Origin of the sequence: Staphylococcus sp. GDY8P47P (genome assembly GCF_016892225.1) — a bacterium.
GTDB lineage: Bacteria > Bacillota > Bacilli > Staphylococcales > Staphylococcaceae > Staphylococcus > Staphylococcus borealis.
Map to the genome: position 1 here is coordinate 1 of NZ_JAFENV010000012.1, position 13,046 is coordinate 13,046.

Consider the following 13,046-nt stretch of genomic DNA (forward strand, 5'->3'; position numbering starts at 1 on the left):
CACTTAATATTACAATTCGTCTTATAAAAATAATTATTTAGGTTCACCGTGTACTAAAATGCTACTAATAAAGTCAATCGTTTTTTTTATGAAACCGAATACGTCTGTCATTTGATTCCACTCCTTCATTAATATTTAAATTACACTTTAATTGTAAGCACCTGAGGATAAATTTGGCGTTTATTGCGTAATTGCCCATTAATATTGCGTATTTGTATGTTTATATATTTCAATTTATATTGTTTTGCATAGAAAGCAATTCTTGTACGTAACTATCCTTCACCTCGTAAACAACAGGATTACTTTTTAACTTAATTAATTTGCTTTCATATTTTTTTATTACCTCATTAACTTTATTTCTTGAATATCCTGCGATATCTTTGACTCCTTTAATAGTAATTCTAGAATATTTACTTCCCAAAATTTTATCTTGAAGTAATATAAAGAGAACATCTGAATCATATTTATTCAATTCTTGTTGATCAAGTGCCATTGCAAGTCTTTTAAGGATTTCTGTATTATTTTCAAAAGTTTCTATCTATTTCTAATAATAAATCAGCAATCTTATATTTAAACCTTCGCAATAAAACAAAAAAACTAGAAACCTCGATTCCTCAGGATTTCTAGTTCTTTAAACTTACCTTATTTATATTCTGGGACAACTACACGCCAACCATGTGTATCTTCTAATTTACCACTTTGGATACCAGTATATGTGTCGTATAATTTTTTAGTAATTTCTCCTGGCTCGTTATTGTTAATAACGATTTCTCTATCTTCATACTTTAATGTACCGACTGGAGAAATAACTGCTGCTGTACCTGAACCGAATACTTCAGTTAATTCACCTTTGTCGTAAGCTTCGAATAATTCATCGATTGACACTTTACGTTCTTCAACCTCATAGCCTAACTCTTTAGCTAATTCAATGATTGATTTACGTGTAATACCTGGTAAGATACTTCCATTTAAAGCAGGTGTAACTAATTTACCATTTTCAACGAAGAAGATGTTCATACTACCAACTTCTTCAACATATTTTTGTTCTACACCGTCTAACCATAATACTTGATCATAGCCTAAATTATTAGCATTTGTTTGTGCTAATAAGCTTGCAGCATAGTTACCTGCTACTTTAGCGAATCCTACACCACCGCGTACGGCACGAACATATTCATCTTCAACGTAAATTTTAGTTGTTTTTAAAGTGTCTCCGCCATAATACGCGCCTGATGGAGATAAAATAATTAATAATTTATATTGATGAGATGCTCTTACTCCTAAAATGCCTTCAGTCGCAAATACAAACGGACGGATATATAATGATTGTCCTTCTCCCTCAGGTACCCAATCACGTTCAACGTCTACTAATTGTTTTAAACCTTCTAGTAATAATTCTTCATCTACTTTAGGCATTTCTAATCGTGCTAATGAATCATTAATACGTTTGAAGTTTTGGTCTGGTCTAAATAATACAACTTCTCCTTCATGTTTGTATGCTTTTAAACCTTCAAATACCGCTTGTCCATAGTGAAGACCTTGTGCAGCTGGTGAAACTTCAAATGGTGCGTAAGGAACAATTTTTAAATCATGCCAACCTTTATCTACATCATAATCAAAGCTTAACATATAATCTGTAAAGTATTGACCGAACCCTAAATTACCTTCTGGTTTTTCTTTAAGCGAGTCGCGTTGTTCAAATTTAACTTTTTCTGACATGATGAAAGCCTCCTAAATAAATCTTAGTTAGTAATAGTATATTAAATTATAGCAATCTCGTAATGTTGATTCAATGAATTTTCTAAAAATTCAAACTAAATACTAATTGTAAACCCTTTCTTTAAAATAACATACTTTAGTAAATTTTTAATGGCCGTTACTAACTAATTTCGGATAAAAAAGAAAACCTCAAACATTTCGTCTGAGGTTCTGTGTTATATGACTTGTATGACAGTCAAACTTTATTTATTTTGTTCTTTTTCTTCAATTGCTTTTAACATTAATTCAGTCATACCAGCTAAATCGTATTTAGGGTTAAAGCCCCACTCTTTACGAGAATAACTTGTATCAATATTATCTGGCCAGCTATCAGCAATTGCTTGACGTACTGGATCTACTTCATAATCTAATGCGAAGTCAGGATAATGTTTTTGGATTTCAGCTTTAATTTGCTCAGGTTCAAAACTCATAGCACTTAAGTTATAGCCATTACGTGTTACAAGTTTGTCGCTATCTGCTTCCATTAATTTAATAATTGCATCAATTGCATCATCCATATACATCATATCCATGTATGTGTCTTTAGCAATATAGCTTGTGTAACGACCTTTTCTAACCGCTTCAAAATAAATTTCAACAGCATAATCAGTAGTACCGCCACCTGGTTCTTTAACATGAGAGATAAGTCCTGGGAATCTCACACTACGCGTATCGACACCAAATTTTGTGAAATAGTATTGGCATAATAACTCACCTGCAACTTTGTTCACACCATACATTGTAGTAGGTTGTTGAATTGTATTTTGTGGTGTATCTTTCTTAGGCGTTGAATCACCAAATGCACCAATTGAACTTGGTGTGAAGAAATGTAATTCATACGTTCTAGCTGTTTCTAATGCGTTCATTAGACCGCCCATATTTAAATCCCATGCTAATAAAGGATTTTTCTCTGCAGTCGCTGATAATAATGCAGCCATATGCATTAACGTATCTGCTTTAAAGTTCTCAACGATTGCCATCATAGCTTCACGATTTGTAACATCTAATACTTCAAACGGACCATTGTTAACTGGTGAATCTTCTTCCGGCTCTCTAATATCCGTAGCTAATACATTGTCATTTCCGTAAATTTCTCTGCATTTTAATACCAACTCAGTACCAATTTGACCAAGTGCTCCTGTAATTACGATTCTTTCCATAAATAAAAAACTCCCTTTGTGTGTTTACCACGAATTATTGTCCTTTTAGGGTGTACATAATCCCTATTTACATGCTTATTATAATATAAAAGCGCTTTCTTGTATACTCACAAAGTACACTCTTTTAAATTCATTTTATTTTTGAAAAGTCAGAGATACATACTCTTCATAACGTTATATTTATTAATTGTTTTTAAAATTATTGTAAATAATTTAATGAGTAAGCTTAAGGCTTTGCGACTTATGCTAATATGAGAATGTAAATTTCATCTAATAAAGGAGGCAAATATGAAGCGATATCTTATTCCACTTTTAGTTTTATGTTTTATCGTATTTGGTATTACAACTGGTACCTCTTATGCAGCTGAATCACAGGCAACACAAGCTACTAACACAACAGCTACCGCAGAAGTACCACAATCTGCTTCAAAAGAAGCATTATCAGCTAACATTGAATCAACTAATAAACCTTTATCTCTTGAGTCAAACAACGTTTCACATAATTACCAAGCCACACCTTCGTCTGAAACAACTTCACATCTTAATTTTGAAACGTCTACAACACAAAACACTACTTCAGAGAAGCATAATAATTCATCTCAAGGTTCTGCCTTTTCACAAGAAAAAGCTACACCTGAACCTGCTACAAACGAAAATAATACATCTTCACAAGAAAAAGCATCGTCTGAATCCACTTCAAATGAAAATAATACATCGCAATCCCATGATACGGAGGTGAAACCTTCTCCTTCGACGTCGGAGCAAAGCAAGTCTAAGCAAGTAGAAACTACAAAAGAATCTACTTCCACTAAAGTTAAACAAACACCTCAAGAATCAACTCAACAACAGCAAAAGCGTAATGTTCCAGAATCACAACAATCTACACCTGCTTCAAAGCAAGTATCTAAAAATAGCAATACTACATCAGAACAAGCAGCACCTAAATCTCAACATGTGACTGTCAACAAAAGAATGGCAACTACTTCTGACAACACAAATGAACATACAATTTTACATACAAATGATATTCATGGCCGATTTGTAGAGGATGATGGGAGAGTCATCGGTATGGCTAAAGTAAAAGGTCTTAAAGACAAATATAATCCGGATTTAATGGTGGATTCAGGAGATGCTTTTCAAGGTTTACCTGTTTCTAACAATTCAAAGGGAGAAGAAATGGCCAAAGCTATGAATAGTGTTGGCTATGATGCAATGACTGTCGGAAACCATGAATTTGACTTTGGTTATGATCAATTACTTAAATTGCAGAAACAATTAAACTTCCCTATTGTTTCTTCTAATATCTACAAAAATGGTAAACGCGTATTTGATTTTTCAACTACAGTAACTAAAAACAATGTCCGTTATGGTATTGTAGGTGTCACGACACCTGAAACAAAAACTAAAACGTCGCCTACTGCTGTTGAAGGTGTTGAATTTAAAGACCCATTAACTAGTGTCAAACAAGCCATGAATGAGATTAAAAACAATGTCGATGTATTCGTTATCTTATCGCACTTAGGTGTAGATAAATCGACGCAAAAAACTTGGCGTGGTGATTATTTAATTGATCAACTTACGAAAGACGGTTCATTTAAACAACCTATCTTCGTATTAGATGGTCACTCACATACCGTGATTGATAACGGTGAACATTATGGTACTAATAATCTACTCGCTCAAACTGGTACTGCACTAGCAAATGTAGGACGTGTGGATTTTACTTTTCAAAATCAAAAAGCGTCTGATATCAAAGCATCATTAATCAATGTAGCGGACGCCAAAGATATCACACCTGACTCACAAATTGATGCACAAACTAAAAAGGCAAATGACGACTTCTTAAAAGAAACATCAACAGTTGTTATACCTAATAATACAGTGACGTTAAATGGTGAACGTGCTCAAGCGCGCACGCAAGAAACAAACCTAGGTAACCTAATTACGGATGCTATGGAAGCATATGCCTCTAAGAATTTCTCACATCAATCTGATTTCGCAATCACTAACGGTGGTGGTATTCGAGCTTCAATTGAAAAAGGTGAGGTTACTGAAAATGACATCATAACAGTGTTACCATTCGGTAATTTAATTTCTCAAATTCAAGTGAAAGGTTCAGATGTTGAAAAAGCATTTGAACACAGTTTAAGTGCTGATACTGAAACTCATGACGGTAAGAAGGTCTTAGGTGCAAATGGAGGATTCTTACAAGTATCTGACTCACTCAGAGTGTATTATGATATCAATAAAGCATCTGGCCAACGCATTAATGCAATCAAGGTACTGAATAAAGAGAATGGAGAATATGAAGATCTAGATCCTAACCGTACTTACTATGTAACTACCAATGACTTCACAGCTAATCAAGGAGATGGCTATGATATGTTTGGTGGACAACGTGAGGAAGGCATTTCTTTAGATGCAGTTGTCGCTCAATATATTAAGAATACAGATTTAAATCAATACAATACCGAAGAACCTGTACGTATCATTAATGGTCTACCGGAAAGTAATGAACAACCAAATACTGGTAAAGAAGATAATGATAATAATCATTCAACTAATGGACAAGATAGCCAACAACAAACACCAGATTCAAACAATGATGACAAAGACAATACCGGTCATATTAATGACAATGATGACAATACTAAAGACGATAAACAAACTGATTCTTCTAATAAAGATAATGTCATTGAATTCCCTAATAAAGACCATCAAAAAGATAATGACAACGTAATTGAAATCCCAGCTAACAATAATCAAACTCATAATAGCACTGATGATAATATTGTCATTCCAAGCGCTACCGACAAGATGCATACTAACAACATAAAAGGAAATGCAATCGAACATCACCCTACTTCAAACTTAGTGAGTATTTCTAATAACAACAAAGGAACACGAGACCAATTGACTTGTTATGCAAGTCATTCACAACATTATAAAGATGTCATTAAATTCCCAGTTCAAATGAATCCTAAAGATAATTTTTATAATGAGACACTAATAACTACTAATAGTAATGCTTCTAAAAATTCAAATCTTATGTTTACACAAGAACATGACGCCATCACATCATTACCAAATGCAGGTTTGAAAGATGGCAGTTTAGAACATGGTATCGCTATTATATTAGTAGTAGCAGGAACAGGATTAATTTACATCCGAACTCGTAAAAAATCAGCATAATTTCAAATTAAAAACCGTGTAGATGACAGTTAACAATATGTCATTTACACGGTTTATTCATAATTTTGAAAATGTGCAGATAAACACAGTAAGTTCTTTAATGTGAATACTTTAATTTTTAGTGGCCCGGCAGTCTATTTATTTAAGATTACATACTTACACTCGCAATTTCCTCACAATATTAAAGCTACTTCAACATTATACTTCTTTATTTGCTACTGCTTTTTTATAGAAATAATTAGCAACAACGATATCTACAATTGCTAACCCTACTGATTTAAATAGCGTTACTTCCTTATTATCTTCACGCCCTGAAACTTTACCGGCTACGATGTCCCCTAGTTCACCATGTAATGAATCTTTCGTTATAATTCCTTCTTCTTGAGGTACCTTTAAATCACCAGTTTCTTCCATCGCTGCTTCTACTGATTCAACGACAATTTTATTCGCTACTAACATAGACTCTGATGGTAATTCCTGCATATCTGGTTTAAATGAGCCTACTGCGTTTAAATGAACGCCGGGATGTAATGAATGTGAATATACCGGATGATTAGAATTTGTCGCAGTTACAACAACATCAGCCTCTTCCATCGCATCATCCGCTTCTTCAAAGACTTTTGTCGATACATTATAATTATTAGCTACTTCTTGAGCTAAACGTTCTGCATTTTCCTTAGTACGACTCGAAAAGTGAATTGTATCGATATTTCTAACTGCCATTACTGCAGCAATTAGTCCTTGTGCTTGATCACCAGAACCAATAACACATAGTGTTTTAGCATCTTCACGTGCCAAGTATTTAGTTGCTACTCCAGAGATAGCACCTGTACGAATCTTAGTTAAATAACTACCATCTAATACAGCTAATGTTTCCCCAGTTTCATAATCACTTAATAACACTGATCCTGTAATTGTCTTTTTGCCTTTTTTAGGATTATCTGGCGCAAATGTAACTGTTTTAATACCAACCACTTTAAGATCATCAGATAATGCTGGCATAACTAAATATCTATTACCTTCATTAAACGGTAAGACATACCTTAACGGTGTGTCTGTCTTCCCTCCTGAAAATGCCTTTAATGAATTCGCAACTTCATCAATGACTTCTTTCATGTCTAATAATGATTGCTGGTCTTGTTCATTCAAAACTAACATGTCTGATACCTCCACTTTATATTTAATATCTATTTATCTTTTACCCGTCAAAACACCAAATTGTCATTGTTAAATGGCATTATCAATACCATTATTTCAAAAATGTATATATGTTAAGTTAATTTGATTAAAGTATTAATTTAGTATTGTGCTTATATGTTAATGGTGCTATCTTATTACTATAAATAAAAGGCTTGCACAGAAGTGTAGCCTTGAGATTTCATGCTTATTATGAAACTATTTATAAACTTTTGACGCCTAGAGTGGCACGACGAAATCGTTGTGCCACTCTAATTTGTATTATTCATTAATCTTTTAAATTTTTTAGCTAGATTTCACTCTTAAATGTACTAAAAATTTTGATGTGCTTGATTTAAGTGTCTTTTCAGTTGAGTTAGCTTCTGCAAATGTACTCTGAATGATTAAAATATTATATTTGGCCCATCCTCTTTTTCACATTTCAATCCACGAAACCCTCATCATAATAAGTAGCCTTATTATTTAAAAACGCATTCAAACTATGATGATAATAGATTAACTTTTCATCAGCTTCTGGAATCGAGAACCAACCTAATGTCGAAATTTCATCTTTCATTTGTATGTCTGTTGTATAATCTTGAACCTGTGCTTTGAACATGAAAAAAAGTGTATGAACATTCATTTGTGTCGATTTACCCTCATTAACACTTACTATGTCGTTAACTTCAACTAATAATCCTGTTTCTTCTCTAACTTCCCGATTTAGCGCTTCAACTAAAGTTTCACCGTATTCAACTTTGCCACCTGGTAATGACCATCCGCCACCATCCGTATTATGAACTAATAACACGTTCCTCTCTTCATTTTGTATCAATGCATATACTACTTTTAAATCCTTCATTCATCTAACCTTCATTCATTAGGAATTTCAAATCGACTGACCAAATTTCCATTCTTTTTGACGTAAGATTCAATTTCATAACCACCACTATGTTTGATCACTTTTTGAGAGGCAACGTTTTTGGGATTTGTAGTCATTAACACTTTATCTACGCCTATTTCTTTTAGAAAAGCTTTAGCCTCTTTCAGCATCAACAAAGCAATACCTTGTCCTCTACGTGACCTACACACTCCGTAACCTACATGACCACCTATATTTACTAAGCGTTGATTCAAGTAATGACGAATATCGACTGCACCAACAATCACCTCATCCTCGAAACAAAATAATGTTGTCGTCGGTACCCAGCCGTCATCAACTTCAGTACTATTTAGATAGTCTACCATACTCTCAAATGATTCATACCTTGACATGTCTGTGTTTGAAGGCACTATTGGTTCATCATTCACATACCATTCTTGGAGGTACTTCGTTAAAGCATCTTTATCTGCATAACTCAATTGTCTTAAACGTAACACGAGTATCTCTCCTTCTGCACTATAAGCTTATATTGTTTTAGTTTCTCACTTCATATTTTAAAATTATTTGTTATAAATCAATTTTACCAAAATACTAATCTGTTCCTCACATAAAAACAAAGCATAAATTTCAAAATCAACTTTTTGTCACAATAAAAAGACTGGGACAATGAATATCATCCCAGTCTAAAAATTCTATCTTCTATTTTAATTTATTTAATAGTACCTAATTCTTTACCAACTTTTTCATAAGCAGCAATTGCTTTATCTAACATTTCTTTTGTATGTGCTGCTGTAGGCATGTTTCTCACACGACCTGTACCACGAGGTACTGTTGGGAATACGATAGATTTTACATACACGCCTTCATCTTTAAGACGTTTACTAAATTCTTGAGTTTCTTTTTCATCACCAATAATAACTGGTGTAATTGGTGTTTCTGATTCACCAGTATTGAATCCAAGTTTTTCTAAGCCATCTTTTAAATATTTAGCGTTATCCCATAATTGATCGTGTAATTCAGTAGAAGCCATTAATTTTTTCACAGCTTCTGTAATTGCTTTTGTATCTCCAGGTGCTAAAGAAGTTGAGAATAAGAATGGACGTGATTGAGCTTTTAACCAATCAATTAATTCTTTAGTTCCTGCTACGTAACCGCCAACTACACCGATAGCTTTAGAAAGTGTACCGATTTGGAAATCAATTTTATCTTGTAGGCCAAAATGTTTAACCGTACCTGCACCTTTACCCATAACGCCTGAACCATGTGCATCATCAACATAAGTAATTAAACCGAATTCTTCAGCAATTTCAACGATTTCTGGTAATTTAGCAACATCTCCATCCATACTGAATACACCATCAGTAATGTACATTACTTTATTATATTGACCAGATTCTACAGCTTCTTTTGCTTTAGCTCTTAAGTCATCCATATCAGAGTGGTTAACACGGATGATTTTAGCTTTAGATAGACGACAACCATCAATAATTGAAGCATGGTTTAATTCATCTGAAAGAATCGCATCGTTTTTGTTCATTACTGCTGAAATAGCTGCCATGTTACAGTTGAAACCTGATTGATAAGCGATAGCTGCTTCAGTACCTTTGAATTTAGCTAAAGTCTCTTCTAATTCATCGTGTAGGTCTAATGTACCGTTGATTGAACGTACGGCACCAGCACCAACACCGTGTGAATCGATAGCATGTTTAGCAGCAGATTTTAAATCTTCATTTGTTGCTAGTCCTAAGTAGTTGTTTGATGATAAGTTAATATATTGTTTCCCATTGATTGTGATTTCTGGACCATTAGCACCTTCGATAGAATCGATTTCGTTATATAATCCATTATCTTTTAAATATTGAATATTTTCTTCTAAGAAATTGTGTAGTGATTGAACCATATTCATATCCCCTTTGTATTTTTTATATCAACATAATCATAACTGATTTTCCTTCAACATGAAAGCACTATCATTCCAGTAAATTCAATATATTGCATATTCTTCACCTCATGTACAATTGTTCATACAACATGTAATTTTCACTTCATTTTTCAAAAAATAAATAATTAAACTATTGAGTTGTATTAGAATTTGATATACTAAAATTCATAATAATTAGGAAGAAGTGGTTAATGTGTTAGATTGGTTTCAATTAGCCAGTAATAAGGAAAATAGAATGATACAGATGCGCCGATATATGCATCAATATCCTGAACCTTCTTTCGAGGAAACTTGGACGCATAATTATATTCTAAATCAGCTCAGTCATCTTGATTGCGAGATCGAATCACCTATTGGGCGTAATGGTATTAAAGCAACGTTTAAAGGAAAAGAAGATGGCCCTACTGTGGCCTTTCGCGCTGACTTTGATGCTTTGCCGGTACAAGAACTTAACGATGTACCCTATAAATCTAAAAATGATGGATTAATGCATGCATGTGGTCATGACGGACATACAGCAATCCTATTGGGTGTCGCTGAAATTGTGTATGAACACCGTCATTTATTAAAAGGAAATGTGGTCTTTATCTTCCAATATGGTGAGGAAATTATGCCTGGTGGTTCTCAAGAAATGATTGATGATGGTTGCTTAAATGGTGTAGACAAAATTTATGGTACACATTTATGGAGTGGTTATCGTACTGGTACAATATATTCAAGACCTGGTGCTATTATGGCATCACCAGATGAGTTCTCAGTTACAATTAATGGTAAAGGTGGACATGGTGCTAAGCCACATGAAACCATTGACCCTATCATCATCATGGCAGAGTTTATCCTAAGTGCGCAAAAGATCATCTCTAGAACAATTGATCCTGTAAAAGAAGCCGTGCTCACATTCGGAATGATTCAAGCAGGATCATCGGATAGTGTTATTCCTGATAGTGCCTTTTGTAAAGGAACTGTGCGAACATTCGACACAGAACTTCAAACTCATATACACAATAAAATGGATAAGTTATTACAAGGACTTGCGTTAGCAAACGACATAACTTATGACTTGGAATACATTCGTGGTTATTTACCTGTACATAATCATCTAAATGCATATGAAGTTGTTAAACAAGCAGCGAATGATTTACATTTACGTTTTAATGAATCTGAATTAATGATGATTGGTGAGGATTTCTCTCACTATTTAAAAGTACGTCCAGGTGCTTTTTTCTTAACTGGCTGTGGTAATCCAGACAAAGGCATAACAGCGCCACATCATAACCCTCACTTTGACATCGATGAGTCTGCATTTAAGTATGCAGCTAGTGAGTTTTTAAAAATTTTAGAAATTGAACAAGTATTTTAAAATTGAATAAATTTATTTAGATTCTGTATGTCTATGATTACTTTTATATTGAGTTGATCATAGGCATTTTTTATTATTATTAAAAATGAGATTGAAAAAACATAATCTGAAAACTAGAAATAAGATTAAAATGTAAATATGACATTTACAAAAATAAAAAAAGACTCCCAATAGGGAGTCTCATTTAGAAATAAGGAATAATTAAAATTATTCGAAGATTTCAGTTACAACGCCTGATCCTACAGTACGTCCACCTTCACGGATTGAGAAACGAGTACCGTCTTCAATCGCGATAGGAGCGATTAATTCTACTGTCATTTCAACGTTGTCGCCAGGCATAACCATTTCAGTACCTTCTGGTAAGTTAACAACACCAGTTACGTCAGTAGTACGGAAATAGAATTGTGGACGATAGTTTGTGAAGAATGGAGTGTGACGTCCACCTTCGTCTTTAGATAAAACGTATACGTCTGCTTTGAATTTTGTGTGAGGTGTGATTGAACCTGGAGCAGCTAATACTTGACCACGTTGTACGTCTTCACGAGCAACACCACGTAATAATGCACCGATGTTGTCACCAGCTTCAGCGTAGTCTAATAATTTACGGAACATTTCTACACCAGTAACAGTTGTTTTAGAAGTGTCATGGATACCAATGATTTCAACTTCTTCACCAACTTTGATTTGACCACGTTCAACACGGCCTGTAGCAACAGTACCACGACCAGTGATTGAGAATACGTCCTCAACTGGCATCATGAATGGTTTGTCAGAATCACGTTCTGGAGTTGGAATGTAATCATCAACTGCTTGCATTAATTCTAAGATTTTTTCTTCGTATTGAGCATCGCCTTCTAAAGCTTTTAAAGCTGAACCAGCGATTACAGGTACGTCGTCACCTGGGAAGTCGTATTCAGATAATAAGTCACGTACTTCCATTTCAACTAATTCTAATAATTCTTCATCGTCAACCATGTCAACTTTGTTTAAGAATACTACTAATGCTGGTACACCAACGTTACGTGATAAAAGAATGTGTTCACGAGTTTGTGGCATTGGACCGTCAGCAGCAGACACTACTAAGATACCGCCGTCCATTTGAGCAGCACCAGTGATCATGTTTTTAACATAGTCAGCGTGTCCTGGGCAGTCAACGTGAGCATAGTGACGTTTGTCAGTTTGGTATTCGATGTGTGCAGTATTGATTGTGATACCACGTTCTTTTTCTTCTGGAGCGTTGTCAATCATGTCATATGATTGTGCTACAGTGTCACCATTTTTAGCTAATACAGTTGCGATAGCAGCTGTTAAAGTAGTTTTACCATGGTCAACGTGACCGATAGTACCAATATTGGCATGTTCTTTTGAGCGATCAAATTTTTCTTTTGCCATTATTAAATCTCTCCTATTCTAGTAAAAGTTATTTCAATATTATCTCTCATGATAGTTTCTCACCATCATGAGACATAATGATTGTTAGAATTCATAATTCATTTATAATGCATTTTCAGTAAAAAATCAATTCATAAAGGTGTTTGCTTAAAGAATAAGCATACGCTGTATTTTACCTAGAAA

10 protein-coding genes are annotated in these 13,046 nt (G+C 34.1%); 2 read left to right on the forward strand and 8 right to left on the reverse strand.

The genetic code is table 11. The features are described 5' to 3' along the window. Positions 1-229: 229 nt before the first annotated feature. From JVV30_RS04495 to JVV30_RS04505, 3 genes are all read right to left on the reverse strand, one after another. Positions 230-493, reverse strand: coding sequence for a TrmB family transcriptional regulator (locus tag JVV30_RS04495; protein WP_142236911.1), 264 nt, complete (start codon positions 491-493; stop codon positions 230-232). A 149-nt stretch (positions 494-642) separates the two neighbouring features. Further along, on the reverse strand, positions 643-1,719 hold the full coding sequence (locus tag JVV30_RS04500) for a branched-chain amino acid aminotransferase (RefSeq protein ID WP_070860921.1): 1,077 nt from the start codon (positions 1,717-1,719) through the stop codon (positions 643-645). A gap of 242 nt (positions 1,720-1,961) precedes the next feature. Then, on the reverse strand, positions 1,962-2,918 hold the full coding sequence (locus tag JVV30_RS04505) for an L-threonine 3-dehydrogenase (RefSeq protein ID WP_033079552.1): 957 nt from the start codon (positions 2,916-2,918) through the stop codon (positions 1,962-1,964). Between the two features lie 288 nt (positions 2,919-3,206). Here JVV30_RS04505 and JVV30_RS04510 point away from each other — a divergent pair, with 288 nt between their 5' ends. After that, positions 3,207-6,110, forward strand: coding sequence for a 5'-nucleotidase C-terminal domain-containing protein (locus tag JVV30_RS04510; RefSeq protein ID WP_075140400.1), 2,904 nt, complete (start codon positions 3,207-3,209; stop codon positions 6,108-6,110). Between the two features lie 198 nt (positions 6,111-6,308). Here JVV30_RS04510 and JVV30_RS04515 read toward each other — a convergent pair whose 3' ends face one another. The 4 genes from JVV30_RS04515 to JVV30_RS04530 form a co-directional block, all read right to left on the reverse strand. Next, positions 6,309-7,268, reverse strand: a complete 960-nt coding sequence (locus JVV30_RS04515; protein ID WP_075140399.1) for an ornithine cyclodeaminase family protein — start codon at positions 7,266-7,268, stop codon at positions 6,309-6,311. 460 nt (positions 7,269-7,728) lie between these two features. After that, positions 7,729-8,148 (reverse strand): NUDIX hydrolase, encoded by a 420-nt coding sequence (locus JVV30_RS04520; protein WP_204193566.1) that lies wholly within the window; start codon positions 8,146-8,148, stop codon positions 7,729-7,731. Positions 8,149-8,159: 11 nt separating this feature from the next. After that, positions 8,160-8,666 carry a GNAT family N-acetyltransferase gene (locus JVV30_RS04525; RefSeq protein ID WP_204193569.1) on the reverse strand — a complete coding sequence of 169 codons (507 nt, stop codon included), beginning with the start codon at positions 8,664-8,666 and terminating at the stop codon, positions 8,160-8,162. 212 nt (positions 8,667-8,878) lie between these two features. Further along, positions 8,879-10,069, reverse strand: coding sequence for a glycine C-acetyltransferase (locus JVV30_RS04530; protein ID WP_033079549.1), 1,191 nt, complete (start codon positions 10,067-10,069; stop codon positions 8,879-8,881). A 235-nt stretch (positions 10,070-10,304) separates the two neighbouring features. Between JVV30_RS04530 and JVV30_RS04535 the strand changes: the two genes are divergently transcribed. After that, positions 10,305-11,471 carry a M20 family metallopeptidase gene (locus tag JVV30_RS04535; protein ID WP_049396697.1) on the forward strand — a complete coding sequence of 389 codons (1,167 nt, stop codon included), beginning with the start codon at positions 10,305-10,307 and terminating at the stop codon, positions 11,469-11,471. 207 nt (positions 11,472-11,678) lie between these two features. Here JVV30_RS04535 and tuf read toward each other — a convergent pair whose 3' ends face one another. Then, positions 11,679-12,863, reverse strand: a complete 1,185-nt coding sequence (tuf, locus tag JVV30_RS04540) for an elongation factor Tu (protein WP_037552072.1) — start codon at positions 12,861-12,863, stop codon at positions 11,679-11,681. Between the last annotated feature and the right edge of the window lie 183 nt (positions 12,864-13,046).

Coding starts and splice junctions, on each gene's coding strand:
- JVV30_RS04495 (WP_142236911.1), bottom strand. CDS start 493: ATGGCACTTGATCAACAAGAATTGAATAAATATGATTCAGATGTTCTC.
- JVV30_RS04500 (WP_070860921.1), bottom strand. CDS start 1,719: ATGTCAGAAAAAGTTAAATTTGAACAACGCGACTCGCTTAAAGAAAAA.
- JVV30_RS04505 (WP_033079552.1), bottom strand. CDS start 2,918: ATGGAAAGAATCGTAATTACAGGAGCACTTGGTCAAATTGGTACTGAG.
- JVV30_RS04510 (WP_075140400.1), top strand. CDS start 3,207: ATGAAGCGATATCTTATTCCACTTTTAGTTTTATGTTTTATCGTATTT.
- JVV30_RS04515 (WP_075140399.1), bottom strand. CDS start 7,268: ATGTTAGTTTTGAATGAACAAGACCAGCAATCATTATTAGACATGAAA.
- JVV30_RS04520 (WP_204193566.1), bottom strand. CDS start 8,148: ATGAAGGATTTAAAAGTAGTATATGCATTGATACAAAATGAAGAGAGG.
- JVV30_RS04530 (WP_033079549.1), bottom strand. CDS start 10,069: ATGGTTCAATCACTACACAATTTCTTAGAAGAAAATATTCAATATTTA.
- tuf (WP_037552072.1), bottom strand. CDS start 12,863: ATGGCAAAAGAAAAATTTGATCGCTCAAAAGAACATGCCAATATTGGT.